A 25695-nucleotide genomic window follows, 5' to 3' on the forward strand; every position below is an offset into this window, starting at 1 on the left:
GGTTGCATCAATGTTGAATGTGCCGCCTTCGCGAGCAAGCCCGCTCCCACAACCACAAAATAGTGCGGCATCTTAAGGCCTCAGCGATTCATCGGCGCGACAAAACGGCTCTTGGCCACGCTGTAGATGCCAGGCTCGTCGCTATCGGCCACCTTGAAGGCCATTTCCCGGGAGCCACTCTCGGGGCGTTCGCTGAGCATCGCCACCGACACTGGCACATCGACGATTTCCCCGGGGGCCAGGCTCAGTTGTGTCTTGCCTTGCAAGACGAAGCCGTCGCCATCCACCAAGGACAGTTGGTAGTCCTGGCGCTGCTGGGTCTTGTTGATGATTTTCAGGCTATAGATATTCTCGATCTGGCCCTGGCTGTTCTCGCGGAACAGCCCACGGTCCTTGCTGACGTCCAGCGACACCATGGGACGCTCCACCAGGGCAACGACCAGCGCGCCGATCATTACCAGCAGCACGGCGGTATATCCAATCAGCCGGGGGCGTAGCAGATGGGTCTTGCCACCTTGCAACTGGTGTTCGGAGGTGTATTTGATCAGGCCACGGGCGTAGCCCATTTTGTCCATGATCGAATCGCAGGCATCGATGCAGGCGGCGCAGCCAATACACTCCATTTGCAAGCCATCGCGGATATCGATGCCGGTGGGGCAGACCTGCACGCACATCTGACAGTCGATGCAGTCACCCAGGCCGATATTGGCTGGCTTCGCATCGCGCTTGCGCGGCCCGCGTATCTCGCCGCGGGCGGCGTCGTAGGAAATGGTCAGGGTGTCCTTGTCGAACATCACGCTCTGGAACCGCGCATAAGGGCACATGTGCATGCACACCGCCTCGCGCAGCCAGCCGGCGTTGAGGTAGGTGGCGCCGGTGAAAAATAGCACCCAGAACAAACTGACACCGGCTGTTTGCAAGGTCAGCAGCTCTTCGGCCAGCGGCCGGATAGGGGTGAAATAGCCGACGAAAGTCAAGCCGGTGAGCAGGCTGATGGCCAGCCACAGCGTGTGCTTGGCTGAGCGGCGCAGCAGTTTGTTCAGTCCCCAGGGCGCAGCTTGCAACTTGATCCGCTGGTTGCGCTCACCTTCGGTGATTTTCTCGCACCACATGAAAATCCAGGTCCAGGAGCTCTGTGGACAGGTGTAGCCGCACCACACGCGACCGGCGAACACGGTGATCGCAAACAGGCCGAAAGCGGCGATGATCAACAGCGCCGAAAGCAGAATGAAATCCTGGGGCCAGAAGGTTGCGCCGAAAATATGGAATTTGCTCTCGGATAGGTCCCAGAGCACCGCCTGGCGACCGCCCCAGTCCAGCCACACCGTACCGAAGAACAGCAAGAACAGAACCCCCGCGCCACTGATGCGCAATGTGCGAAACAAGCCGGTAAAGCTGCGGGTGTGGATCAGGTTGTCGGTGGTCCTGGCCCGGATCTTCGGCGCGGGTTCAAAACTCTGGATCAACTGGACGGGGATTCTATCGCTCATGGTCGGTCGCTCATCAGCCTGTATCTGGCGGGCGAACTATGACCATGGAACTGTTTGCATAACAGACTCAGGTGTCTTGATAAAAACCGGATCAGATGGCGCCAAGTGCCGTGGATGCGACACTTTGATGCAGGCGATCACGGGCGAACAGGCTTTGATGTACATGCGTAAGAGCAAACAAATCCTTGTGGCGAGGGAGCTTGCTCCCGCTGGGGCGCGAAGCGACCCCCTGTATTTGGGTATCACCTCGCAGGGGACGCTGGCGCGTCAAGCGGGAGCAAGCGCCCTCGCCACAGGGAAGCGGTGTCGCCTTGGTTGGGCTCAGATCACCGAACCACTGTCCGTAGCCTTGAGGTTCTGTCGCCCGTCAACCGCGCCAGCCACCGTCAGGGCATCGGCTTCAGCCTCGGTGATGTAGATCCGCCCGCCATTCAGCTCCACGGCCGACATGGCTTTCTCCGGGTCGGTGATGACGGTCAGCTCGCTGGCAGGCCGCTGCTCCGGTCCGTTTTTCGTCTGGAAGTGGCAAGTCCCGTCCTTATCGATGCGCTCAATCATGGTGTTCCTCCTTCCTGGGTAATAACCGTTAGGCGTCGCTGCCAACCCAGGGTTCGTTACTCCGGATCAGCGGTCGGGGGGGCACGTCTGGCTGCGCCTGTGGTCCATCGTTCACGGAACTCAAAGAGGACGATTCATGGAAAGCTGGTGGCATGAGGTCTGGATCACCCTGCATGCGGAATTCGCGGACATCACCGATGCACAGCAGATGACGCGCGTCACCATTCGGCTGCTGATGGCTGCACTGCTGGGCGGCATCCTGGGATTCGAGCGTGAACACAAGGGCAAGGCCGCGGGCGTGCGCACCCATATGCTCGTGGCTCTCGGTGCTGCGTTGTTCGTCCTCGTGCCACAAATGTCCGGCTCCCAGGCCGACGCCATGAGCCGGGTGATCCAGGGCATCGTCGCAGGCATCGGCTTTCTTGGCGCCGGTACTATCCTGAAAAACAACAATGGCGATGAAGGCCATGTAAAAGGCCTGACCACCGCTGCCGGCCTGTGGATGACCGCCGCCATCGGTGTTGCCGCCGGACTGGGACGAGAAGCGACGGCAGTGTTGAGCACAATCCTGGCGTTGGCGATTTTCAGCGTGATGCCGGTGATTGTCCGGGCTTTGGAAAAAGATCCCGATTGAATGGCGATGGTGACGCAGAGGTTGCCTTGATAAATGCCTCGTCCAAGGAGCCAGCGCTGAATGCCGATGTGAATTCGTGTGCCGAACGGAACTTCCTAAACTGACAATCGATAATCATATAAAAAGAATCGCAGTTAGCCGCAACTTCCTCAATGTTATGAGACGACATAACGATGGCGGCTCCTTCGTTAGCGGCTTGCTTGAGGCATTGCCACGTGTAATGGCGAAACTCCGGATCGACGCCTGCGGTGGGTTCGTCCAGGATTAACAGATCGGGCTCCAGCGCAAGAAGTGAAAGGGTGAAAAACCATCGTTTCTCACCATAACTGCAGACGGCAGATTTTTTTTTCCAAATTTCTTTATAACGTTCAACGAGTTCCGGGCACCATTTAGCTATTTTGCTTAGTGCACATTGTTGAGTTGTTTTTTTGTCTGAAGTCAATACCGTAGCCATCTGGAATATCTCATGCATACGCAGCACCGACGGTGTGGTGATGATTTGGGATAAATACAACTGGGTGCGAAAGCTATTATTGAGGTTCTGGCCCTTGGCTTTCCTTACGTTGCACAAAATGTCGAAGAACGTTGTTTTTCCAGAACCATTGGGTCCCAGTATTCCTGTGATGGAGTTCGGTTCGATACGCAGTGATGCTTGCCGAAACAGTGCTTTGTCTGGAAAACTAATGTTGAGTTGATCGACAGTCAATGCACTCATTAGTAGCGACTCCATATAGGGTTTATTCGAAGGTATTTCATCGAAAGCAAAAGCGTGGCTATCAGGGTTATAACTGAGATAGCCAGTACCTCGATGTTTTTAAGAAGGCCGGTTCGCATGATATTTTTTGCTATCTGTAATGGGTTCAGATAACTAATGCCGTCAATGACAGGGTTGGCGAATCCCAAGGCAATCATTGTGAATAGAATGATGGAGAACAATGTGCTCGAGTTTTGGAATGTCAGGGGGAGTAATGTCAGCAAGAGTCCCATGGAGCAAAAGATCAGGAAGCAAGCATAGAATCTCGTCGCGATGTTCAGTAGCTCTAGTCCGTGAAATTCGCCAGAGAGAATCTTGGTGAGGAAGTAGAAAGTACAACAGTAAATAACTGCGATTAATGAATAGGACAAAAGTTGAGCGGTCAAAAATACTATCTTTGAGTCTTTGGAATAGATGAAGGAACGAACGAATCCGCTCTCTCGTCGGCCTATGATGTATAGTGAAAATCCGAATAACCCAACGCTTGATGCAATGTAAGCATAGAACCATGCGCTATCTTCCATGTAGTTAGGGGGTAGCTTGCTTTGATGGTCGTTAGTATACCGCAATAAGTAATAAAATAAGCTGGGTGATATGATAGTCCATAATAGTGCGGTGGGCTCCTTGAATTGTTCTTTCAGAAATAAAATAGCTAATTTTGCAGAGCGGTAAATTATATGTCGTTGCATTGCTTTGCCCTATGGGAATGGAACCATCTGTTCGGCACGTCTTGGTAGTATCTCCTGGAGGAAAGGCTCGGAGTACAGGTTGTTTAAGTTGATATGTTGTGAATTATTCATGTGCATAAAAAAATCAGGTGATACGAACTTGCTGCAATACCCAAGGCTCTCCTCTATCGGAATCGCCTTGAGGTATATGTAGCCGAGTGCGTTGTGTCTGGCAATACTGTTTAGAAGTGAGGTTAAAGAAAAAGGCTTCGTAGTAAAGTGTGATGGCGCTAGTGCTTGGGTTCGGACTGATGTAATGTCTTCATAAACTTCAAAGCGATTGCAATGGAGGAAATATCTTAGATATGAGTCATGGATGCTTTCTATTTTCTGTCCTGTCGATTGGAAAAGATCAATAAATCGGTAAGTCTGCCATAACTCCAGTAGTGACTTTTCCAACGCGAGTTTCAAAGTGGGGGCGTAAGCCATTCCTGCGCAATAATGAACGTTGTGCTTTTGGCTCTGTTGTCCGTATACAGCCAAGATGCAAATGCCTGGATATCCAGATTCGGATATGTCAATAAAGGATAATTGGCCACTCCCGGCTAGGGCTGTATATAGCGTCTCAGCCCCGGTCCCTGCCAACGCAGCTCCTGTCGTCGGTGCGTCGATTACCTTGACGCAAACACCCGTTAACCAGAATTTTAATAAGAACTGCCTTTCAAGCGATTCTTTCAATGAACCAAGAATCGCACGTTCAGGGTGCCAACCAAAGGCACAACCACATGTGTCACGAAGGGGATAAATGAAATTCTCTGTCTCGGTCCGTACGCTGCTTAAGGTGATGCACGCTGTCGGAATGTGACAGGAGGACAGATCTGATAGGCGGAACACTTGGCTCAAGTTGTATTGATGTGCACTCAGCACTGATTGAGTGACATGCTGCTTTTTTGTTTGAGAAAATGCCTGGGTAAATTTTGATACTTCAGCTTCGGTCAACGAATAGTTCAAACTGCTTTTCAGGTCGGATACTACGTCCACATAGAAATGCTGCCGCTCAAAAAATTCCCCTACAGCAGATCTGAGCGCGTGTGAGCCATTGCCTATGCCCGAACCACCATTTTCCCAAGGATCGGTGACCTCCACCGTAGATGGGAGAGTCAACAAATTAGCTGGTTGGTATGTGAATCGCGCATCCACAAGCTGATTTTCTCTGCGGTAAATATTCATCTCTGCCTCCCTATGTAGTGCACGCACATAGGAACAAAGAGTGCAGGATTTAGTTTGAGTGCCTTGCAAACCATCGTGTCGGTGTATGCCGACCAAGGACGACAACGTAAGTTCAGGGATTTGGCACTAAGTTCTATTAGCATGTAAATTGATCCCACTTCCATGGTTGCCAGGCGGTAGCCGCGATATCGATACTTGAATAAAGCCTTTGGCAGATAGGCAGCATATATCAGCGCTAGGCTCGGATAACCAATATCGCTACTCTTTGGCAGAATAGCCGTTCGGAGTTCGTCTACATTCTCTGTGCCTAAAACGACTTCATATGTCTTTGATTTTGGCAAGAGGTGTAGGATTTTTTCTTTGCTAGGCCATGTTTTATTGTCTCGCGCAAGCGAGCAGATAAATATTTCGACAGGGTATAACGCTCCACCGCTTGGGTAGCCCCGTTTGCTTTCATTGGCTTGTAGTCTCGTTAACGGCGTAACGAGTTTTTCAATGGTGCTGAAATCAATCTCGGTCTCGTTAAATAGAGTTTCTGACTCGTTTCTTATTAATGCTGGGTCAATTTCATGGTGCGGGTTCATTGGAATTTCGACGCTAATGTCCGGGTAAAGCTTTAGCTCATTTCCAGTTAAAGTTTCCAGTTGCTGTTCTGTGAGGAAGTGGAGATTGGCTGATTGTTGGGTGGCTGGATGGATTATATAGTTGCCTTTTGTATGGAAAGACAGCACGTCGTCGTGAACGAAAGGGTCTAGAAAACGAAGGTAATAATCGTGAGGTATATTTTTCATTTTTCTGCGCCTAGACAGTCGCACAGATGCCAATGCGTTGCCGAGGCTTGACTGATATGACCATTGCCAAGATTTATCGTTGTTGTTTGAAAAATATTATCTTGATATTTTTGGGCGGTCGTTGTCCCTGACACGAGTCGGCTTACCCTTGCGACCGCACCTAGTATTAATGATTCTTGGAGGAGGGTTGGTTTTGTGCGGGGTAGATTGATATTTTTGCCTTTGCAAAAATTAAGTAGCTTTGACCATGTATTGACTGAAGGTGAGTGGGTTTCGTTGCTGATCAATTTGTCGATGGTGCAGAAGTGGCAGGGATTACCTATTTCCGGAATATAGGGTTGGCTGATGTGAAAAAGGTCGGCGCTGCCATAACATACACTTATTGCCGATTTTGGCCATTTTTTTGCAATAGAGAAATAAAGTTTTTTTATATCTGCGTAGTTATAATTTGAGCAGAGTATTATGATGTAGCGTTCTTTTTTGTGAGGGGTGTAGAGATTAAGATCCTCCAAGCTGCAAATGCTCAGATTTTCGATTTCACGCGATAATATATTTTCTAAATTTGATGTTTCCCCCCAGTTGTTCACGATCAATGTGCTTTCGAAGTAGTTGAGGTCTTTTGCTGTATTAATGCGTATGGCGGAGCTCAGGAAGTCATAGGCATTTGTTGGTTCGAGGTTGTGGTTTGCGAATAGTTCGTTAAGGTCACTTTTGGTAATGCACTCCACTGACTTTAGTTCTTTAAGCAGCTTCAACATCGCTGGGGAGTCGACACGGGCTATTCCTTTTTCCGAAACTACGGCGTTGGAAGTCTCGAAATTTAGTAATTCGTAGTTGGAAATGCTTAATTTCATGGCGAATTCTCGGTCGGGCCTTTCGATAAATGCGATTATTGGAAAGGCCCGCGCTATTATTGGCTATTATTAGTGGTTGCAGGATTGTGTTACTGCATTGCCACCACTGCCCCCACTCCCTCCGCTGCCACCTTTACATCCGCCACCACCACCACATCCGCCGCTTCCCCCGCAACCACCCGCGCTTCCTGATCCTCCAACAGTGGGCGTATACGGTGTGTTGCCGAAATCGTCTGTGAATAGAAATATCACTTCACCTAATTTTTCGGATTTGTTGTTCGGTTTCATATTGAAATTCCTCTTTCCTTGAGTAAGTTTGCCGTGCAACTTTGCCGGCGACTTAATTTTTAGCGAGGTGTAGATAGGTTGGCAATCGCATTTTTTTTGAGGCGTAGGAAACGTCTTTCACGCTCAAGAGAAAGTTCTGATGCAGTTTTTCGCCAAAAAAGGTGGTGCCAGGGGAGGGAGGAGGAAATGCGTAGCTGGCGAGATAAAAAATCTTATGCAGGACAAATAATTGCGCGGGCTAAATACCTGGACGTAGATGACGATTAAATGTTCTTCAGGTGGGAAGTTTCCTACTCTTGACACAGTCTATTTTTGCTTTTTATTTCCTGCGAGGCGACGAGCGGTCATACCGCCCTAGAGCAGAGCGCTGACGCCGTCACCTCTCGAACAACTACGCTTGCCCATCAAACCCTCTCCGGCGGCGCCTCGCTCGGCGGATCTCCCAGCGGCGGCTGTGGATCGAGCGGTGGGTCTTTTTCCGGAATCGGCTCGGGGTCAGGGCCGGGGGGCGGCAGGTTGGGGTCGTCGATGTTCGGATCAGGGGTTTCAGCCGGGATGGGGATAGTCATCGGGTCGGGCCTCCGTGATGCACATGGCTTGAGTCGTGCTTATTTTTTGTGACCGCCCAAGGCCGGCTTTTATCCCGCCGGGCCGGGCAAATCTCGCTGAACTTTTGGCCGTCGGTTCGGTTCGGAGTTTAAGTGAGTTTTTTCATAGGACCTGTTGGGCCTTTCACCCACAAGCGCGTCCATGGGGCGTAAAAGGAGCGATGCTCGATGACTGCTGAACACCCGACTGACTCGGCGTACAACCCGCATTTGCCGTTGTCCCACGCCTTGTTGTTGCCACGTATTGCGATTGAAGACACGATGCCGGTGATCGACGGCGGGCAGTTTGCGGTCAAGGCCGTGGCGGGGCAGGACGTGACTGTGACCAGCAAAGTGTTCATGGATGGTCACGATAAACTGGCCGTGCGCATCCGCTGGCGCGCGCTGGAGGATGAGGTCTGGAACAGCGAGGTCATGGCCGACCTTGGCAACAATAGCTGGCGTGGGCAGTTCAACGTCCCGAGCCAGGGCCGCTATGTGTTTTGCATTGAGGCCTGGTTCGATCAATTCGCCAGTTTCTGCTACGAGCTGGAGAAGAAATACGCGGCCGGCGTGCCGATCAGCCTGGAGTTGCAGGAAGGTCGCAATCACGTGCAGCAGGCCGCCGAGCGCAGTGACGGTCAACTGAGCGAACAACTGGCGGCGTTGCATCATCAGTTGTCGGGTCTGTTGCCCGCCGAACAGGTGGCCTTGTTCCTTGAACCCCACAGTGCCGACCTCATGTCCCTGGCCGATCACCGGCCCTACCTGAGCATCAGCCCCGAATACCCGTTGGATGTGGAGCGCGAACGGGCCCAGTTCGCCAGCTGGTATGAGCTGTTTCCACGCTCGATCACCGACGATCCCAAGCGCCACGGCACCTTCAATGACGTGCACGCGCGCCTGCCGATGATCCAGGACATGGGTTTCGATGTGCTGTACTTTCCGCCGATCCATCCCATCGGTCGCAGCTTTCGCAAAGGCCCGAACAACTCCCTCACCGCCGGTCCCGACGACCCTGGCAGCCCTTACGCCATTGGTAGCGAGGACGGCGGGCACGAGGCGATTCATCCGCAATTGGGCAGCCGCGAGGATTTCCGCCGGCTGGTGGCGGCAGCCGCTGCCCATGGCATGGAGATCGCCCTCGACTTCGCGATCCAGTGTTCCCAGGACCACCCATGGCTCAAGCAGCACCCGGGCTGGTTCAGCTGGCGGCCGGACGGCACGATCAAATACGCGGAAAACCCGCCGAAGAAGTACCAGGACATCGTTAACGTCGACTTCTACGCCGCCGACGCGATTCCCAGTCTGTGGCTGGAGCTGCGGGACGTCGTGGTCGGCTGGGTCAACGAAGGCGTGAAGATCTTCCGCGTCGACAATCCCCACACCAAGCCGTTGCCGTTCTGGCAGTGGTTGATAGCCGATGTGCGGGCCCAGCATCCGGAAGTGATGTTCCTCGCCGAAGCCTTTACCACGCCGGCCATGATGGCGCGGCTGGGCAAGGTGGGATATTCCCAGAGCTACACCTATTTCACCTGGCGCAACACCAAGGCCGAGCTGGCGACCTATTTCACCGAGCTGAACGAGTCGCCGCTGCGTGAATGCTACCGGCCGAACTTCTTCGTCAACACGCCGGACATCAACCCGGCCTTTCTCCATGAGTCGGGGCGTGCCGGTTTCCTGATCCGGGCGGCGCTGGCGACCATGGGTTCGGGCCTGTGGGGCATGTATTCAGGCTTCGAGCTTTGCGAGTCGGCGCCGGTGCCGGGCAAGGAGGAATACCTGGATTCGGAGAAGTACGAGATCCGCCCCCGGGATTTCACCGCGCCGGGCAACATCATTGCTGAAATCGCCCAGCTCAACCGTATCCGCCGACAGAACCCGGCGTTGCATACGCACCTGGGCCTGAAGATCTACAACGCCTGGAACGACAACATTCTGTTTTTTGGCAAGCGCACGCCCGACGGCAGCAATTTCATCCTGGTCGCGGTGAGCCTCGATCCGCACAACCCGCAGGAGGCCAATTTCGAGTTGCCGTTGTGGGAGATGGGCCTGCCGGACGATGCTCAGACCCAGGGCGAGGATTTGATGAACGGCCACCGCTGGACCTGGCATGGCAAGTATCAGTTCATGCGGATCGACCCGGCGTACCAGCCGTTCGGGATCTGGCGGATCAGTGTGTCTTGAGGGCTGGCGATACATGAGCACATCTGTGGCGAGGGAGCTTTGCTCCCGCTCGGTTGCGAAGCAACCGCCCTTTGGGAGCGCTTCGCACTGGTGCGCCAGCCCAGTCCAGCGGGAGCAAGCTCCCTCGCCACAAAAGCTCTTTTTCACAAGAGGCCTTAACAGCCCGTGCCCCCGGCGGCTTTATTGAATTCATCAGGAGTTGCAAATGGCGAAGAAACCCCGGTCTGCCACTTTTATCAACGACCCGCTCTGGTACAAGGATGCGGTGATTTACCAGGTCCACGTGAAGTCCTTCTTCGACTCCAATAACGACGGAATCGGCGACTTCCCGGGCCTGATCGAAAAGCTCGACTACATTGCCGACCTGGGCGTCAACACCATCTGGTTGCTGCCGTTCTACCCCTCGCCGCGACGCGACGACGGGTATGACATCGCCGAATACCGTGGCGTGAGCCCCGACTACGGCACCATGGCCGATGCACGGCGGTTCATCGCCGAAGCCCACAAGCGCAACCTGCGGGTGATCACCGAGCTGGTCATCAACCACACCTCGGACCAGCACCCGTGGTTCCAGCGCGCCCGCAAGGCCAAGCGCGGTTCGGCGGCGCGGGACTTCTACGTCTGGTCCGATGACGATCACAAATACGACGGCACGCGGATCATTTTCCTCGACACCGAGAAATCCAACTGGACCTGGGACCCAGTGGCCGGCCAGTACTTCTGGCACCGTTTCTACTCGCACCAGCCCGACCTCAACTTCGACAACCCGCAGGTCATCAAGGCAGTGCTGTCGGTGATGCGCTACTGGCTGGACATGGGCATCGACGGCCTGCGCCTGGACGCGATCCCATACCTGATCGAGCGCGACGGCACCAACAACGAAAACCTGCCCGAAACCCATGATGTACTGAAGCTGATCCGCGCCGAGATCGATGCCAACTACCCCGACCGGATGCTGCTGGCCGAAGCCAACCAGTGGCCGGAGGACACCCAGCTGTACTTCGGCGATGTCGACGCCCAGGGCCTCAATGGCGACGAATGCCACATGGCGTTCCACTTCCCGTTGATGCCGCGCATGTACATGGCACTGGCCCAGGAAGATCGTTTTCCGATCACCGACATCCTGCGCCAGACTCCGGAGATTCCCGCCAACTGCCAGTGGGCGATTTTCCTGCGCAACCACGATGAGCTGACCCTGGAGATGGTCACCGACAAGGAGCGCGACTACCTGTGGAATTACTACGCGGCCGACCGTCGGGCACGGATCAACCTGGGGATTCGCCGACGCCTGGCGCCGCTGATGGAACGCGACCGGCGCCGGGTGGAGTTGCTCAACAGCCTGCTGCTGTCGATGCCCGGCACGCCGACTTTGTACTACGGCGATGAAATCGGCATGGGCGACAACATTTACCTGGGCGACCGCGACGGCGTGCGTACGCCGATGCAGTGGTCCATCGACCGCAACGGCGGTTTCTCTCGGGCCGACCCGGCCAGCCTGGTACTGCCGCCGATCATGGACCCCCAGTACGGCTACCAGTCGGTCAACGTCGAGACCCAGTCCGGCGATCCGCACTCGCTACTCAATTGGACCCGGCGAATGCTGGCCGTGCGTAAGCAGTCCAAGGCCTTTGGCCGCGGTACCTTGAAGATGCTGTCGCCGAGCAACCGGCGGATCCTGGCCTACACCCGCGAATACACCGGCCCGGACGGCAAGCACGAAATCATCCTGTGCGTGGCCAACGTGTCCCGCAGCGCCCAGGCCGCCGAGCTGGACCTGTCGGCCTACGCCGGCATGGTTCCGGTGGAGATGCTGGGCGGCAATGCCTTCCCGCCCATCGGCCAGCTGAATTTCCTGCTGACGCTGGCGCCGTACGGTTTCTACTGGTTCGCCCTGGCGGCGGAAAACCAGATGCCGAGCTGGCACGTGGAGCCGGCCCAGAGCTTGCCGGACTTCACCACCCTGGTGCTGAAGAAGCGCCTGGAAGAATTGCTCGAGGCACCGTCGCGCACCACCTTGGAGCAAACCATCCTGCCAAGCTGGTTGCAGAACCGTCGCTGGTTTGCCGGCAAGGACAGCGCCATCGAGAAGGTCGATATTGTCTATGGCGTACGTTTCGGCGACCCACAGCATCCGGTATTGCTCAGCGAAATCGATGTGACCAGCGGTGGCCAGACCCTGCGCTATCAACTGCCGTTCGGCCTGCTGGCCGAAGATCAGTTGGGCGCGGCGTTGCCACAGCAACTGGCGCTGTCGCGGGTTCGTCGGGTTCGCCAGGTGGGGTTCATCACCGACGCGTTCAGCCTGGAAAGCTTCATTCGCTCGGTCCTGCAGAGCATGCAGGCCGGCACGGTGCTGCCGTGTGCGGACGGTGAGTTGCGTTTCGAGCCTGCCGAAGGTCTGGCGGCGTTGAATCTGGGGAGTGAGCCGGAGGTGCGCTACCTGTCCGCCGAGCAGTCCAACAGTTCGGTGGTGGTGGGCGGCAGCCTCGTCCTCAAGCTGATCCGCAAGGTCGCATCGGGCGTGCATCCGGAACTGGAGATGAGCGCCTACCTGACCGCTGCCGGCTTCAGCAACATTTCTCCGCTGCTGGGTTCGGTGATCCGCCGCAATGCCCAAGGCGAAGATGCGTTGCTGATGATCGCCCAAGGCTACCTGAGCAATCAGGGGGATGCCTGGGAATGGACCCAGAACAACCTCGAACGCGCCTTGCGCGATGAGTTGGCCGATGCCGTATCCGAGCAGGAGCAGCATTACAACGCCTTGGGCGAGTTGAAGGATTTCGCCGGCATGCTTGGCCAGCGCCTGGGGGAAATGCACCAGGTGCTGGCCCAGGCTACTGACGATCCGGATTTCGCGCCGCAGGCCACCAGTGCCAAGGACGCCCAGGCCATTGGCAAGGACGTCGCCGCGCAGGTGGAAAACGCCTTGCGTCTGCTCAAGCACAACCAGGGGCAATTGAACCCTGCGGACCAGGCGATGGTCGCACGCTTGCTGGAACACAAGAAAACCGTCCTGGCCCATGTGCAGGAACTGGCGGGCAAGGCTGTCGGTGGCTTGCGCATCCGCGTCCATGGCGACCTGCATTTGGGGCAGGTGCTGGTGATCAAGGGCGACGCCTACCTGATCGACTTCGAAGGCGAGCCGGCACGGCCACTGCATGAGCGCCGGGGCAAGCACAGCCCGTACAAGGACGTCAGCGGCGTGCTGCGTTCCTTCGATTACGCAGCGGCGATGGCGATTCACCTGCACACCGTCGACAGCACCGCCGATGCCGACGCGGCCCGACAACGGGTGGCCGACCGTTACCTGGCAGAGGCTCGCCAGGCATTTGTCCAGGCATATCGGCAGGCGGCAGCTAGTCTTGCCCATGAGTGGAAGGATGCTGAAGGCGAAGACGCCGCACTGGCGTTGTTCGGCCTGGAGAAGGCGGCCTATGAAGTGGCCTATGAAGCCGAGAATCGCCCTGCCTGGCTGCCCGTGCCGTTGCACGGTCTGTACGGGTTATTGAGTGGGCTGGAACCTTTTTCCGACTTAGCCGGACCGATTTAGTGGAGAGAATCATGAGTGTCTCGAACAAAGAACCACAAGGGCAGGCTAAAGCGTCACTGCTGCCGTCGCCCCGTGACATCGACGCGCTGGTGCGCGCCGAACACCAGGACCCGTTTTCCATCCTGGGGCCCCATGACGACGGTGCAGGCGGGCAATTTATCCGCGCCTATCTGCCTGGTGCGCTGAGTGTGCAGGTGCTGGCCCGTGACAGCGATGAAGTGCTCGGTGAGCTGCAACTGAGCGAAACTCCGGGGTTGTTCGTCGGGCATTTCGACCACACCCAGGCCTATCGGCTGCGTACCCGTTGGGCCGGCGGCGAGCAGGTCGCGGAAGACCCGTACAGCTTCGGGCCGCTGCTGGGGGAGATGGATCTTTACCTGTTCGCTGAAGGTAATCATCGCGATCTCAGCTCGTGCCTCGGTGCACAACTGACGACTGTCGATGGCATCGAAGGCGTGCGCTTTGCCGTATGGGCGCCGAATGCGCGTCGGGTCTCGGTGGTAGGGGACTTCAACGTCTGGGACGGGCGTCGCCATCCGATGCGCATCCGTTATCCATCCGGGGTGTGGGAGTTGTTCATTCCACGCCTGGGCGCGGGGGAGGCCTACAAATATGAAATCCTCGGGGCCCACGGCATTCTGCCGCTCAAGGCCGACCCGGTGGCGCTGGCCAGCCAGATGCCTCCGGACACCGCGTCCAGAGTTGCCTCGCCGCTGAAAATCGAATGGCAGGACGATGAGTGGATGCAGCATCGGCGCGAGCGCCAGTTGCCGGGTGCGCCGCTGTCGATCTATGAGTTGCACGCCGGATCCTGGCAGTGCGAAATCGACGAGGCGGGGGAGGTGTCGCGCCAATACAACTGGCATGAACTGGCCGAACGGCTGATCCCCTATGTCCAAGAGCTCGGTTTCACCCACATCGAGTTGATGCCGATCATGGAGCACCCGTTCGGTGGTTCATGGGGCTACCAGCCGTTGTCACAGTTCGCACCGACGGCACGTTTCGGTTCGCCGGATGACTTCGCCGCGTTCGTCAACGCCTGCCACCGGGCGAACATAGGCGTGATCCTCGACTGGGTGCCGGCGCATTTCCCCACCGATACCCACGGCCTGGCGCAGTTCGACGGCACCGCGTTGTACGAATACGGCAACCCGCTGGAAGGCTTCCACCAGGATTGGGACACCCTGATCTACAACCTGGGGCGCACCGAAGTCCACGGGTTCATGCTGGCGTCGGCGTTGCACTGGTTGAAGCATTTCCACATCGACGGCCTGCGTGTCGACGCGGTCGCCTCGATGCTGTACCGCGACTATTCGCGCAAGGCCGGCGAATGGGTGCCTAACCGGCACGGTGGGCGCGAGAACCTGGAAGCCATCGATTTCCTGCGGCACCTCAACGACGTGGTGGCGCTGGAAACCCCCGGCGCGCTGGTCATCGCCGAAGAGTCCACGGCATGGCCCGGCGTCAGCCAGAGCACGCAACAGGGTGGGCTGGGCTTTGCCTACAAATGGAACATGGGCTGGATGCACGATTCGCTGCATTACATCCAGCAGGATCCGGTGTACCGCGCCCACCATCACAACGAGTTGAGTTTTGGCCTGGTGTACGCCTGGTCCGAACGGTTCGTGCTGCCGATTTCCCATGACGAAGTGGTCCACGGCAAGCGCTCGTTGATCGATAAGATGCCCGGCGATCGCTGGCAGAAATTCGCCAACCTGCGGGCTTATCTCAGCTTCATGTGGGGCCATCCCGGCAAGAAGCTGCTGTTCATGGGCTGCGAGTTCGGCCAATGGCGCGAGTGGAACCACGATCAGCAGTTGGACTGGTACCTGACGCAATACGCTGAGCACCGTGGGGTGCAGAAGCTGGTGAGCGACCTGAACCGGCTCTACCGCGAGGAGCCGGCGCTTCACGACCAGGATGATGCGCCGCAGGGCTTCCAGTGGTTGATTGGCGATGATGCGGTGAACAGCGTCTATGCGTGGCTGCGCTGGAGCAAGGACGGGCGGCCGGTGCTGGTAGTCGCCAACTTCACCCCGGTGCCGCGTGAGGCTTATCGGGTGGGGGTGCCGTTTGCCGGGCGCTGGGTGGAACTGCTCAACAGCGATGCCGACACCTACGCCGGGTCCAACTATGGCAACGGCGGCGGAGCCTCCACCGAAGCCGTGCCCAGCCATGGGCAGGCGTTGTCGCTTGAGCTGAATCTGCCGCCGTTGGCGGTGCTGATCCTGCGGCCGGAGGGGTAGCTATCATGGCTGGCCGGGGCTTGAGGGCTTACAGGGCTTAAGGCTTGAGACCTGAAGTTTGAGGGCTTGAGGCTTTTGTGGCGAGGGAGCTTGCTCCCGCAGGGCTGCACAGCAGCCCCATTTTTGCGGTCGCTGCGCAACCGAGCGGGAGCAAGCTCCCTCGCCACAGATCTGTTCACCTGTCCATTGTGGGATTGGCTAATTCAACGCACCAGGCACGGCTGCTTGTTGTTGAACGTCCAACCCGGAATCAGGTGATCTCGCCCGGTGCGGCGGCGGCCACATGGGTGAACATTGCCAGGGGAATGTCGAAGTGGTTGTTGGAATGAGAACCCCAGGTCAGGTCCCATTCGTTGCACATCTGCGCCACCCGCACCGAGCCCTGCATGGTCCAGAAATGCGGATCGGCGAGGGGGATGTCCACCGACTGCAAGGTGATCGCATGGAAAAAGCGGTGGGTCAGCTTGCCTTGATGTTGAATGTAATGGCCCCTTCGCGGGCAAGCCCGCTCCCACAGGGGAACCCAAGATCCTGTGGGAGCGAGCCTGCTCGCGATGGGGCCGTCAAGTATCCCGATAAACACACAGGCAAAAAAAACCGGCGCAACCAAAGTCGCGCCGGCGTTGTTGCCAATGGCTGTGCGGCTACTCGTGGGGCCGCACGGCCACCGTTGAACGCTCGCCCGTCAGGCGCGTTCCAGCGCCAACGCCACGCCCTGGCCGCCGCCGATGCACAGGGTCGCGAGGCCTTTCTTGGCGTCGCGCTTGATCATTTCATGCAGCAGCGACACCAGCACCCGGCAGCCCGAAGCACCGATGGGGTGGCCCAGGGCGATGGCGCCGCCGTTGACGTTGACCTTGTCCATGTCCCACTTCAGTTCCTTCGCCACTGCCAGTGACTGGGCGGCGAAGGCTTCGTTGGCTTCGATCAGGTCCAGTTGCTCCAATGACCAGCCGGCCTTGTCCAGGCAGCGACGTGTGGCCGAGACCGGGCCGATGCCCATGATCGCCGGATCGACGCCAGCGTTGGCGTAGGCGCTGATCTTCGCCAGCACCGGCAGGCCCAGGGCTTGGGCTTTTGCCGCGCTCATCAGCAACACCGCTGCCGCACCGTCGTTGAGCGAAGAAGCGTTGCCAGCAGTGACGCTGCCGTCCTTCTTGAACGCGGGCTTGAGCTTGCCCAGGGACTCGGCGGTGGTCCCGGCCCGCGGTTGTTCGTCGGTGGCGAACGCCACGGGGTCGCCCTTGCGCTGAGGAATCAGGATCGGCGTGATCTCCTCGGCGAAGCGGCCGCCTTCGATGGCGGCGACGGCTTTCTGCTGGGACGCGGCGGCGAACGCATCCTGGTCCTCACGGCTGATGCTGTATTTATCCACCAGGTTCTCGGCGGTGATGCCCATGTGGTAATCGTTGAAGGCATCCCACAGGCCATCGGTGATCATGCTGTCGATCATCTTCGCGTGGCCCATGCGCAGGCCGGTGCGTGCAGCCGGCAACACGTAGGGGGCCAGACTCATGTTCTCCATGCCGCCGGCGATGATCACCTCGGCGTCGCCGCAGCGGATCGCCTGGGCGCCGAGGTGCAACGCCTTGAGGCCCGAGCCGCAGACCTTGTTCAGGGTCAGCGCCGGAACGGCGTGGGGCAGGCCGGCGAGGATCGACGCCTGGCGAGCCGGGTTCTGCCCCGAGCCTGCGGTGAGCACCTGGCCGAGAATCACTTCATCGACCTGCTCTCCGGCCAGGCCGGTTTGCTCCAGCAGGCGACGAATCACTGCCGCACCGAGCTCCGGCGCGGGAATGGAAGCCAGCGAACCCTGGAAACTGCCGATGGCGGTACGGGTGGCGGCGACAATCACGACTTCTTGCATCGAATTTCTCCTCACTGGGCAGCGAACTGCATTTCCGGTACGTGATCCGGCACGATCAATTTGCCGGCGGTCTTGGCGACGATTTCCTCGACGCTGACGCCCGGGGCACGTTCTTTCAGGATGAAGGCGCCGTCCTGGATTTCCAGGTAGGCCAGGTCGGTCAGCACCCGCTTGATGCACCCGGCGCCCGTCAGCGGCAGGCTGCAACGCGGCAGCAGTTTCGACTCACCGTCCTTGGACGCGTGGGTCATGGTGACGATGATGTTTTCGGCACCGGCCACCAGGTCCATCGCGCCGCCCATGCCCTTGACCAGTTTGCCAGGGATCATCCAGGAGGCGATGTTGCCTTCCACATCGACTTCGAACGCACCCAGCACGGTCAGGTCGATGTGGCCGCCACGAATCATGGCGAACGATTCGGCGGAAGAGAAGATCGAGGCGCCGATGCGCGCGGTGACGGTCTGCTTGCCGGCGTTGATCATGTCGGCGTCGACTTCGGCTTCGGTGGGGAAGGCGCCCATGCCGAGCAGGCCGTTTTCTGATTGCAGCATGACTTCCATGCCTTCGGGGATGTAGTTGGCGACCAGGGTCGGGATGCCGATTCCCAGGTTCACATAGTAGCCGTCCTGCATTTCGCGGGCGACGCGTTGAGCCATTTGTTCGCGGGAAAGTGCCATGTCGTTATTCCTTCATTCGGGCCGGGGGCAGGGGATCACTTACGCACGGTGCGCTGTTCGATGCGCTTTTCGAACGTGCCGCAAATGACCCGGTCGACGTAGATGCCGGGGGTGTGGATCTGCGTCGGGTCCAGCTCGCCGGGCTCGACGATTTCCTCGACCTCTACCACGGTGATCTTGCCCGCCGTGGCCGCCAGCGGGTTAAAGTTCTGGGCGGTGTGGCGATAGACCACGTTGCCGAAGTGGTCGGCTTTCCAGCCTTTGACGATGGCGAAGTCACCGGTGATGGATTCTTCCATCAGGTACTGGCGGCCATGGAACTCACGCACTTCCTTGCCTTCGGCCACGGGAGTGCCGACGCCGGTGGCGGTGAAGAACGCCGGGATGCCCGCGCCGCCGGCGCGCATTTTTTCCGCGAGGGTGCCTTGGGGAGTGAGTTGGACTTCGATCTCGCCGCTGAGCAACTGCTGCTCGAACAGCGCGTTCTCGCCCACGTAGGACGCGATCACCTTGCGAATTTGCCGGTCTTCCAGCAGCACGCCGAGACCGAAGCCATCGACGCCGCAGTTGTTGGAGACCACGGTCAGGTCGCGGATGCCCTTGCGCTTGATCTCGGCGATCAGGTTTTCCGGTATTCCGCACAGGCCGAAGCCGCCTGCGATAACGGTCATGCCGTCTTTCAAGCCGTCGAGCGCTTCTTCATAAGAGCTCACGCGTTTGTCGAAACCTGCCATAGACACCTCTTTTATTCTTGATGGGGTCGCAATGAAATGCAGTGTTGCGCCAAGTCATATATTTGTTAAGTTGATTTTTAGGTTGAATTGATTGATAAAACTCAATAGTGCCGTCATTCACTTGCGGCTCGAAACTCACGGCTTGCCGCTGGAGCGAAGCGACCCTCATGACCCTCAAGCAAATCCGCGCCTTCCTTGCCGTCGCCCAGAGCCTGAGTTTCGCCGTGGCTTGCGAGCGGCTGCATCTGTCGCAGTCGGCCCTTAGCCTGACCATCAAGGCCCTGGAAGAAGGCTTGGGTGGTCGCCTGTTCAGCCGCAATACCCGCAACGTCGCGCTGACGCCCGAAGGCGAATCGTTGTTGCCATTGGCCCGCCGTCTGATTGCCGACTGGGACAACGCCGAGGACGAAATGCGCCAGCGCTTCACCTTGCAACGAGGGCGGGTGACGCTGGCGGCGATGCCGTCGTTCGCCGGTAACCTGCTGCCGCCGATCCTCAAGACCTTCCGCGCCCGCTATCCGAATGTCAACGTCACGGTCAATGATGTGATCAACGAACAGGTGCTGGAGATGGTGCGCGACCGTCACGTCGAACTGGGGGTGGCGTTCGAGCCTTTGCAGAACTCGTCCCTTGTCTTCACCCCGCTGTACCTGGACCGTTTCGTCGCGGTGGTGCCTGCGGATTCGCCGCTGGCCGGGCTTGCGGACATCCAGTGGCAGACGTTATTGGAACAGCCGTTCATTACCTTGCAACGACCGTCCACCGTACGGGTGATGCTGGAAGAACACCTGCAAGCCCGCGGCATGAAGCTGCCGGTGGAATTCGAGAGCCATCAGCTGGCAACGGTCGGGCGGATGGTTGCCAGCGGGCTCGGCGTGAGCGCGGTGCCGGCGCTGTGCATCGGGCAGATGCATGAGCTGGGCGCCCGTTGCATCACCCTGAGCGATCCGGTGATCGAACGGGCCATCGGCGTACTGACCAAGCCGGGGCACGAACTTTCGGCGGCGGCGCAGGCGTTGTTCGATACGTTCAAGGATCAGCAGTTAGGCGTGCAGTTAACCACAGGCTGAACACCTTTACCCCTGTGGGAGCGGGCTTGCTCGCGAAGACGGTGGCACGTCCGGCAGCGATGGTGACTGATACTGCGCTTTCGCGAGCAAGCCCGCTCCCACAGGGATTCATGGTGGGGCTTGCATGGGTGTATCACCACGATTTCAAATGTGGGAGCGGGCTTGCTCGCGAAGACGGTGGCACATTCGACAGCGAGGGTGACTGACACTGCGCTTTCGCGAGCAAGCCCGCTCCCACAAGGATTTATGGCGGGACTTGCGTGGTGAATCACCGTGCTCCCACAAGGGCATGGCGTGCCGGAATTAGCGCTGTGTCAGCAACGGCAGCACCCGCTCGCAAGCCTCTTCAACTTTCAGATCGAGCAACTCATCGGCCCGGGTCTTGCCCCGGTTGATTGCCAGCAGCGGCTTGCCCTGGTCCTTGATCGCCCGGCACAGGCGAAACGCCGAGAACGCCATCAGCGACGAGCCCACCACCAGCAGACCCTCGGCGTCCTCTACGGCTTGTGTAGCGCGGGCGGCGGTGGCGGTGGCGACGTTTTCGCCGAAGAACACCACGTCGGGTTTCAATCGATCACCCTTGCAATGGGGGCAGCGGGGCACCTGGAAGCGCGCCTCGAATGCCGGGTCCAGCAGCGTATCGCCGTCGGGTGCCTGCGCTGCGTCGACATCCGCCAGGTAAGGATTTTGTGCCTCCATCAGTTGCTGGATCTGTTGCCGCTCACTGCGCTGGGTGCAGTCCAGGCACAGCACCCGATGCAGGCTGCCGTGAAGCTCGATCACAGCCTGGCTGCCGGCCTGGTCATGCAGCGCATCGACGTTCTGCGTAATCAGGCCACTGATGCGCTGGTCGGCCTGCAATTGGGCCAAGGCTTCGTGGGCCGCGTTCGGTCGGGCCTGGCGCACCCGGGGCCAGCCCAGCATCGCCCGCGCCCAATAACGCCGGCGTGCTTCGGTGCTGGCGAGAAACTCCTGGTACATCATCGGCTGACGCCCCCTGCGCACCCCCTCGCTGTCGCGGTAATCAGGGATGCCCGACGCCGTGCTGATGCCGGCACCGGTGAGGACCAGGAAGCGGCGCCCGGCCATCTGCTCCAGCAGTTGATCGAGCGGACCGGGGTGAAAATCATCGGGCATCTGCGGCTCTCCGTTGGCCTGGAGCCGTTGAGATTAGCATCCTGATCGCGCCGCATGGCGGTAGCGATGCCTTTCGTCGCCCTGGCCTTTGGTTGCTTCAAACTTTCCCCGCTCCTGCGCCATCCACCTCTATGTGCGGTACTTCAGAACTGTCGCTGCGCTGCAGTGACGACCAAGCGTAAGGAGAAGGAAATGGCAACGCCTAAAGAGAACCTGCTGGACTGGCTCAACGATGCCCATGCCATGGAGCAACAAGCGGAAAAAATGCTCAAGGCCCAGGCCGAACGCCTGGAGCATTACCCCGTTCTCAAGGCCCGCATCGAGGAACATCTGCAAGAAACCCTCGGCCAGCAAAAACTGGTAGAGCAGTGCATCCAGCGCCTGGGCGGCAGCACTTCGATGCTCAAGGACATGGCCGGCAAACTCATGGCCTTCGGTCAGGCGGTGGGCGGCATGACCATGAGCGACGAAGTGGTCAAGGGCGCCATGAGCGGCTATGTGTTCGAGAACCTGGAGATCGCCTCCTACACGGTGCTGATCGAAGCGGCAAAAGTGGCCGGCGATGTCGAGACGCAACGGGCGTGCGAGCAGATTCTGCCGCAGGAAATCGCCATGGCCGACTGGCTGCGCGACCACCTGCCGCAGATTACCCAGGCGTTCCTCGAGCGGTCGGCCAACCCGCACACCGAAGCCAAGCGCTGAGTGAACCTATGAAGCAGACCATCGGTGAAGTACGCGCCATCAATCGCCAGAGCGCAATGGTCGGTGTCTACGTCGCGCAAGAGGACGGTCATACGGTGTTCGAGCTGGGTTCGGCCAATGACATCGACATCGGTGACCTCATCGAATGGGACAGCGGTACGGCGCTGGGCACCCAGTCCTATCGCAACCGGACCAAAGGCTGGACCGCCGAGGTGTACGTGGCCAATCACGGCGTTGCGGCGGCCAATCTTGAAGTCCAGTTACTGGTGGGCTCGTGATGCGTCGTCGTCCAACCGGAGAACAGACATGAGCGAATTGAAATGTGGCTGCCCCGACTGCGATTGCGATGTCGATCCGCAGCGAGTGTTCAATCATGACGGCGAGGCGTATTGCAGCCAGGCCTGCGCTGAGCAACACCCCAATGGCGAACCCTGTCCTGCACCCGACTGCCACTGCGAGGCCAGTGGCAAGGTCGACGAGCGGGATATCACCAATAATCAGCTGGACGACGCCCTGGAGGAAACCTTTCCGGCCAGCGACCCGATTTCTCCCTGAATAAGTACGTCTCTTGATCCGGATATCGGTGACAGGGTATCCGGACACCGCAAGCCGGTCAGTGCGGTGGTGCAGGATAACGCCGGCAGCCCGCGAGTTTTGGCTTCCTGGAACGGCGCGAGGCCTGGGTGACGAGACCGGTGCAATGGGGTGCGGGCGTCACTCGACCTTTGGCGGACAGCGTGGAAAGACACGCACTGTTTTTTCATGGAAAACGGGTTTGTCCGTGGGACGGCAATTGATATCCGAGGTATCAAAGCGTCGCTGGCAGGCCAGTTTTCACAGTACTTTTGGCTTTTAAGAAAGTTATCGGTCTTCGCCGGTTCGATAGCTTGTTGGAATGTAAGGCGCTTGCCTTTGGCGTAAATAAGCTGAACTTGAAAGTGCTGACCGTTCGTCGCCGTCTGGTGATGTTTGTTAAAACCTTGGCGGCCTCAGGTTTTCCGAATAATACGAGCCGAGGGGTTCGCTAACAGCAACTAACGAGGTGAATGAAATGGCTAACACAGGCAATAACAACCCTGGCAATTTCGCTAACGATCGTGAGAAGGCATCGGAAGCCGGGAAGAAAGGCGGCCAGGCGTCGGGTGGCAATTTTGCCAATGACCCGGGACGTGCATCCGAGGCGGGACGCAAGGGCGGCCAAGCCTCTGGCGGTAACTTTGCCAACGACCCGGAACGCGCCGCAGAAGCCGGCCGCAAGGGCGGGCAAGCCTCCGGTGGCAATTTCGCCAATGATCCGGAACGCGCTTCGGAAGCCGGCAAGAAAGGCGGCCAGGCGTCGGGTGGCAACTTTGCCAACGACCGGGAAAAAGCTGCCGAAGCCGGTAAGAAGGGTGGCGAAAACAGTCATGGCGGAGGGCGTAAATCCTGATTGCTGATCCACGGGCCCCAGGCTGATGGCTTGGGGCCTGTTTCGGTCCGGATAGATGCAAAGCTTTAAAGATTTATGGATCGCAAGCCGATTCGCTGTTCGCTTCAGTATTCAATGGACGCAGTCTTATACACTTTTGTAAAGATTGCCGTTCGTCTCGTTTATTGAAGAAAAGATAAATTTTATTCCTATTACTTCTTCAGACCTTTATGGGCCTGCTAATGACGGCGTGCTCATGAACTGTGTCCTGAATGAGGAGCTTGATCATGTTTCTACATAACAAACGACTGCAGTACACCGTCCGTGTCGCTGAACCGAATCCGGGCCTTGCCAACCTGTTGCTGGAACAGTTCGGTGGGCCCCAGGGCGAACTTGCGGCGGCGTCGCGCTACTTCACCCAGGCCTTGGCCGAGGATGATCCAGGTCGCAAGGATTTGCTGATGGACATTGCCACTGAAGAACTCAGCCACCTGGAGATCATCGGTTCGATCATCGTGATGCTCAACAAGGGCGCCAAGGGCAAGATGGCCGAAGGCGTGGACAAGGAGGGGCAGTTGTACCGGGACATCAACGGTGCCGGCAACGACTCCCACGTCACCAGCCTGCTCTACGGTGCCGGTGCACCCCTGATCAATTCCGCCGGTGTGCCCTGGACCGCGGCCTATGTCGATACCATTGGCGAACCGACCGCTGACATGCGTTCCAATATCGCCGCCGAGGCGCGGGCAAAGATTGTCTACGAGCGGCTGATGAATCTTACTGACGACCCGGGCGTGAAAGAGGCGCTGGGCTTCTTGATGACCCGCGAAATCGCTCACCAGATGTCGTTCGAAAAAGCCCTGCATTCGATCCAGCCGAACTTCCCGCAAGGTAAATTGCCAGGCATGCCGGAGTTCACCAACGTGTACTTCAATATGTCCCAGGGCGAGCCTGCGGTGCGCGGTCCGTGGAACCAGGGCGACGATTGGGAGTTTGTCGAAAACCCAACGCCGGCGGTGGACGGCGGCGATGGCACGGCCAGTGTCCAGTTGAGTGAAAAAGACGAGGCCCTGCTGATGGACATGAAGGCGCGGACGATGTCCAACCCGGAAAGCGATCCCATGACCGGTGCCGACTTGGGTTCAGGGATGCAAGGTGACAAACTGTAATTGCAATAAAGCGGCGAGGGGGCAGGGCTCCCTCGCCTGATCATTTCGGTGGATCGTTCGCGCTGTTGCATGGACGATCGACCCTGGCGTGGCTAAACAGTAAGGACATTCGATGGACCAGCCCACTTCCCGGATCCGATCTCCCTGGCGTACCTGGCTGGATCCGGTGCAGAACAATCCGCTGCTGGGGGTGAGTTTCTGGCTCGGGTTGGCGGTGGTCGCGGTGCTGTTGCTGTACAGCGGCTACAACGCCTTGGTGGGCGCTGATCGGCAGAATCTGGGCTATGCGGTGCTGGGCGGTACGTCCGGCTTCGCCGCCACGGCATTGGGCGCGCTGATGGCGGTGGTGCTGCGGGATATCTCGTCACGCACCCAGGACATCATGCTCGGTTTTGCCGCCGGCATGATGCTTGCCGCCAGTTCCTTCTCGCTGATCCTGCCGGGCATCGCTGCGGCGCAGGTTATCTGTGGCAACCAGCTGCTGGCCGCGTTTGTCGTCGTGATCGGCCTGGGACTGGGTGTTGCGCTGATGATCGGCCTCGACCGCTTCGTGCCCCACGAACATGAATTGAGCGGGCGCCGTGGCCCACAGGCCGAACGGATCAACCGGGTGTGGTTGTTCGTGCTGGCGATCACCTTGCACAACTTGCCGGAAGGCATGGCCATCGGCGTCAGTTTTGCCGATGGTGACTTCAAGGTCGGCCTGCCCCTGACTACGGCGATTGCCATCCAGGACATTCCCGAAGGGCTCGCCATCGCCATGGCATTGCGGGTAACCGGGATCAGCACATTGCGCGCCGCGCTGATTGCCGTGGGCTCGGGCCTGATGGAGCCGCTGGGCTCGGTAATCGGCCTGGGCATGTCCTCGGGTGTCGCCGTGGCCTATCCCATCAGCCTTGGCTTGGCGGCCGGGGCGATGATCTTCGTGGTGTCCCATGAGGTGATCCCTGAAACCCACCGCAACGGCCATGAAACCCCGGCCACCCTGGGGTTGATGATGGGGTTTGCGGTGATGATGTTCTTGGATACGGCGTTGGGTTGAGCAGCGCCTCGCGAGCTTCTGTGGCGAGGAAGCTTGCTGTGGCGGGGGGGGG

General features: G+C 58.3%; 22 protein-coding genes and 1 pseudogene. 11 read left to right on the forward strand and 12 right to left on the reverse strand.

Annotation, left to right across the window (positions count from 1 at the left end):
• Window positions 1-80: 80 nt before the first annotated feature.
• Window positions 81-1490 (reverse strand): cytochrome c oxidase accessory protein CcoG, encoded by a 1410-nt coding sequence (ccoG, locus tag RGM2987_RS05315; RefSeq protein WP_245139073.1) that lies wholly within the window; start codon window positions 1488-1490, stop codon window positions 81-83.
• A 321-nt stretch (window positions 1491-1811) separates the two neighbouring features.
• Window positions 1812-2048, reverse strand: coding sequence for a DUF3203 family protein (locus RGM2987_RS05320; RefSeq protein ID WP_245139074.1), 237 nt, complete (start codon window positions 2046-2048; stop codon window positions 1812-1814).
• 136 nt (window positions 2049-2184) lie between these two features.
• Here RGM2987_RS05320 and RGM2987_RS05325 point away from each other — a divergent pair, with 136 nt between their 5' ends.
• A complete protein-coding gene (locus RGM2987_RS05325; RefSeq protein ID WP_245139075.1) occupies window positions 2185-2682 on the forward strand; it encodes an MgtC/SapB family protein in 498 nt (165 codons plus the stop codon).
• Here RGM2987_RS05325 and RGM2987_RS05330 read toward each other — a convergent pair.
• The 5 genes from RGM2987_RS05330 to RGM2987_RS05350 all read right to left on the reverse strand — a co-directional run bounded on the left by RGM2987_RS05330 (window position 2633) and on the right by RGM2987_RS05350 (window position 7836).
• A complete protein-coding gene (locus tag RGM2987_RS05330; RefSeq protein ID WP_245139076.1) occupies window positions 2633-3397 on the reverse strand; it encodes an AAA family ATPase in 765 nt (254 codons plus the stop codon). The two genes, RGM2987_RS05325 and RGM2987_RS05330, sit on opposite strands and share 50 nt — an antisense overlap.
• Before the next feature lie 737 nt (window positions 3398-4134).
• Window positions 4135-5334, reverse strand: coding sequence for a YcaO-like family protein (locus tag RGM2987_RS05335; RefSeq protein ID WP_245139077.1), 1200 nt, complete (start codon window positions 5332-5334; stop codon window positions 4135-4137).
• Window positions 5331-6125 (reverse strand): SagB/ThcOx family dehydrogenase, encoded by a 795-nt coding sequence (locus tag RGM2987_RS05340; RefSeq protein ID WP_245139078.1) that lies wholly within the window; start codon window positions 6123-6125, stop codon window positions 5331-5333. The genes RGM2987_RS05335 and RGM2987_RS05340 overlap by 4 nt, the downstream gene beginning before the upstream one ends.
• Window positions 6122-6979, reverse strand: coding sequence for an McbB family protein (locus RGM2987_RS05345; RefSeq protein WP_245139079.1), 858 nt, complete (start codon window positions 6977-6979; stop codon window positions 6122-6124). Before RGM2987_RS05345 ends, RGM2987_RS05340 begins: the two co-directional genes overlap by 4 nt.
• Before the next feature lie 692 nt (window positions 6980-7671).
• Window positions 7672-7836 carry a hypothetical protein gene (locus tag RGM2987_RS05350; RefSeq protein ID WP_198725323.1) on the reverse strand — a complete coding sequence of 55 codons (165 nt, stop codon included), beginning with the start codon at window positions 7834-7836 and terminating at the stop codon, window positions 7672-7674.
• A 207-nt stretch (window positions 7837-8043) separates the two neighbouring features.
• On the opposite strand from RGM2987_RS05350, the gene RGM2987_RS05355 reads away from it, so the two are divergent.
• From RGM2987_RS05355 to glgB, 3 genes are all read left to right on the forward strand, one after another.
• Window positions 8044-10041: an alpha-1,4-glucan--maltose-1-phosphate maltosyltransferase gene (locus tag RGM2987_RS05355; RefSeq protein WP_245139080.1), complete on the forward strand. Its 1998-nt coding sequence runs from the start codon at window positions 8044-8046 to the stop codon at window positions 10039-10041.
• Window positions 10042-10246: 205 nt separating this feature from the next.
• Window positions 10247-13591, forward strand: coding sequence for a maltose alpha-D-glucosyltransferase (treS, locus tag RGM2987_RS05360; protein WP_245139081.1), 3345 nt, complete (start codon window positions 10247-10249; stop codon window positions 13589-13591).
• Window positions 13592-13602: 11 nt separating this feature from the next.
• Window positions 13603-15837 (forward strand): 1,4-alpha-glucan branching protein GlgB, encoded by a 2235-nt coding sequence (gene glgB / locus RGM2987_RS05365; protein ID WP_245139082.1) that lies wholly within the window; start codon window positions 13603-13605, stop codon window positions 15835-15837.
• A 203-nt stretch (window positions 15838-16040) separates the two neighbouring features.
• Here glgB and RGM2987_RS05370 read toward each other — a convergent pair.
• From RGM2987_RS05370 to RGM2987_RS05385, 4 genes and pseudogenes are all read right to left on the reverse strand, one after another.
• A pseudogene (locus RGM2987_RS05370) lies at window positions 16041-16282 on the reverse strand (enolase C-terminal domain-like protein); the annotation flags it as partial.
• A 240-nt stretch (window positions 16283-16522) separates the two neighbouring features.
• A complete protein-coding gene (locus tag RGM2987_RS05375; protein ID WP_245139083.1) occupies window positions 16523-17704 on the reverse strand; it encodes an acetyl-CoA C-acetyltransferase in 1182 nt (393 codons plus the stop codon).
• Window positions 17705-17715: 11 nt separating this feature from the next.
• The gene (locus tag RGM2987_RS05380; protein WP_003180355.1) at window positions 17716-18381 is read right to left on the reverse strand and encodes a CoA transferase subunit B; all 666 of its coding nucleotides are present in this window, start codon (window positions 18379-18381) and stop codon (window positions 17716-17718) included.
• Window positions 18382-18416: 35 nt separating this feature from the next.
• The gene (locus RGM2987_RS05385; protein WP_245139084.1) at window positions 18417-19115 is read right to left on the reverse strand and encodes a CoA transferase subunit A; all 699 of its coding nucleotides are present in this window, start codon (window positions 19113-19115) and stop codon (window positions 18417-18419) included.
• A gap of 167 nt (window positions 19116-19282) precedes the next feature.
• On the opposite strand from RGM2987_RS05385, the gene RGM2987_RS05390 reads away from it, so the two are divergent.
• Window positions 19283-20185, forward strand: coding sequence for a LysR family transcriptional regulator (locus tag RGM2987_RS05390; RefSeq protein WP_245139085.1), 903 nt, complete (start codon window positions 19283-19285; stop codon window positions 20183-20185).
• 303 nt (window positions 20186-20488) lie between these two features.
• Here RGM2987_RS05390 and RGM2987_RS05395 read toward each other — a convergent pair whose 3' ends face one another.
• Window positions 20489-21322 (reverse strand): NAD-dependent protein deacetylase, encoded by an 834-nt coding sequence (locus RGM2987_RS05395; RefSeq protein WP_245139086.1) that lies wholly within the window; start codon window positions 21320-21322, stop codon window positions 20489-20491.
• A gap of 192 nt (window positions 21323-21514) precedes the next feature.
• Here RGM2987_RS05395 and RGM2987_RS05400 point away from each other — a divergent pair, with 192 nt between their 5' ends.
• From RGM2987_RS05400 to RGM2987_RS05425, 6 genes are all read left to right on the forward strand, one after another.
• A complete protein-coding gene (locus RGM2987_RS05400) occupies window positions 21515-22024 on the forward strand; it encodes a DUF892 family protein (RefSeq protein ID WP_245139087.1) in 510 nt (169 codons plus the stop codon).
• Window positions 22025-22032: 8 nt separating this feature from the next.
• Window positions 22033-22302, forward strand: coding sequence for a hypothetical protein (locus RGM2987_RS05405; protein WP_245139088.1), 270 nt, complete (start codon window positions 22033-22035; stop codon window positions 22300-22302).
• A 28-nt stretch (window positions 22303-22330) separates the two neighbouring features.
• A complete protein-coding gene (locus tag RGM2987_RS05410; RefSeq protein WP_245139089.1) occupies window positions 22331-22579 on the forward strand; it encodes a metallothionein in 249 nt (82 codons plus the stop codon).
• 496 nt (window positions 22580-23075) lie between these two features.
• Entirely contained in the window at window positions 23076-23453 is a 378-nt protein-coding gene (locus tag RGM2987_RS05415; protein ID WP_245139090.1) for a general stress protein, read from the forward strand.
• A 266-nt stretch (window positions 23454-23719) separates the two neighbouring features.
• The gene (locus RGM2987_RS05420; RefSeq protein WP_245139092.1) at window positions 23720-24601 is read left to right on the forward strand and encodes a manganese catalase family protein; all 882 of its coding nucleotides are present in this window, start codon (window positions 23720-23722) and stop codon (window positions 24599-24601) included.
• 112 nt (window positions 24602-24713) lie between these two features.
• Window positions 24714-25643 carry a ZIP family metal transporter gene (locus RGM2987_RS05425; protein WP_245139094.1) on the forward strand — a complete coding sequence of 310 codons (930 nt, stop codon included), beginning with the start codon at window positions 24714-24716 and terminating at the stop codon, window positions 25641-25643.
• Window positions 25644-25695 lie beyond the last annotated feature (52 nt).

The sequence above is a fragment of the Pseudomonas sp. RGM2987 genome, from assembly GCF_022952855.1.
GTDB lineage: Bacteria > Pseudomonadota > Gammaproteobacteria > Pseudomonadales > Pseudomonadaceae > Aquipseudomonas.

Bases quoted from the DNA above. Each gene is read 5' to 3' on its own strand.
- ccoG (WP_245139073.1), bottom strand. From the start codon at position 1,490: ATGAGCGATAGAATCCCCGTCCAGTTGATCCAGAGTTTTGAACCCGCG.
- RGM2987_RS05320 (WP_245139074.1), bottom strand. From the start codon at position 2,048: ATGATTGAGCGCATCGATAAGGACGGGACTTGCCACTTCCAGACGAAA.
- RGM2987_RS05325 (WP_245139075.1), top strand. From the start codon at position 2,185: ATGGAAAGCTGGTGGCATGAGGTCTGGATCACCCTGCATGCGGAATTC.
- RGM2987_RS05330 (WP_245139076.1), bottom strand. From the start codon at position 3,397: ATGAGTGCATTGACTGTCGATCAACTCAACATTAGTTTTCCAGACAAA.
- RGM2987_RS05335 (WP_245139077.1), bottom strand. From the start codon at position 5,334: ATGAATATTTACCGCAGAGAAAATCAGCTTGTGGATGCGCGATTCACA.
- RGM2987_RS05340 (WP_245139078.1), bottom strand. From the start codon at position 6,125: ATGAAAAATATACCTCACGATTATTACCTTCGTTTTCTAGACCCTTTC.
- RGM2987_RS05345 (WP_245139079.1), bottom strand. From the start codon at position 6,979: ATGAAATTAAGCATTTCCAACTACGAATTACTAAATTTCGAGACTTCC.
- RGM2987_RS05350 (WP_198725323.1), bottom strand. From the start codon at position 7,836: ATGACTATCCCCATCCCGGCTGAAACCCCTGATCCGAACATCGACGAC.
- RGM2987_RS05355 (WP_245139080.1), top strand. From the start codon at position 8,044: ATGACTGCTGAACACCCGACTGACTCGGCGTACAACCCGCATTTGCCG.
- treS (WP_245139081.1), top strand. From the start codon at position 10,247: ATGGCGAAGAAACCCCGGTCTGCCACTTTTATCAACGACCCGCTCTGG.
- glgB (WP_245139082.1), top strand. From the start codon at position 13,603: ATGAGTGTCTCGAACAAAGAACCACAAGGGCAGGCTAAAGCGTCACTG.
- RGM2987_RS05375 (WP_245139083.1), bottom strand. From the start codon at position 17,704: ATGCAAGAAGTCGTGATTGTCGCCGCCACCCGTACCGCCATCGGCAGT.
- RGM2987_RS05380 (WP_003180355.1), bottom strand. From the start codon at position 18,381: ATGGCACTTTCCCGCGAACAAATGGCTCAACGCGTCGCCCGCGAAATG.
- RGM2987_RS05385 (WP_245139084.1), bottom strand. From the start codon at position 19,115: ATGGCAGGTTTCGACAAACGCGTGAGCTCTTATGAAGAAGCGCTCGAC.
- RGM2987_RS05390 (WP_245139085.1), top strand. From the start codon at position 19,283: ATGACCCTCAAGCAAATCCGCGCCTTCCTTGCCGTCGCCCAGAGCCTG.
- RGM2987_RS05395 (WP_245139086.1), bottom strand. From the start codon at position 21,322: ATGCCCGATGATTTTCACCCCGGTCCGCTCGATCAACTGCTGGAGCAG.
- RGM2987_RS05400 (WP_245139087.1), top strand. From the start codon at position 21,515: ATGGCAACGCCTAAAGAGAACCTGCTGGACTGGCTCAACGATGCCCAT.
- RGM2987_RS05405 (WP_245139088.1), top strand. From the start codon at position 22,033: ATGAAGCAGACCATCGGTGAAGTACGCGCCATCAATCGCCAGAGCGCA.
- RGM2987_RS05410 (WP_245139089.1), top strand. From the start codon at position 22,331: ATGAGCGAATTGAAATGTGGCTGCCCCGACTGCGATTGCGATGTCGAT.
- RGM2987_RS05415 (WP_245139090.1), top strand. From the start codon at position 23,076: ATGGCTAACACAGGCAATAACAACCCTGGCAATTTCGCTAACGATCGT.
- RGM2987_RS05420 (WP_245139092.1), top strand. From the start codon at position 23,720: ATGTTTCTACATAACAAACGACTGCAGTACACCGTCCGTGTCGCTGAA.
- RGM2987_RS05425 (WP_245139094.1), top strand. From the start codon at position 24,714: ATGGACCAGCCCACTTCCCGGATCCGATCTCCCTGGCGTACCTGGCTG.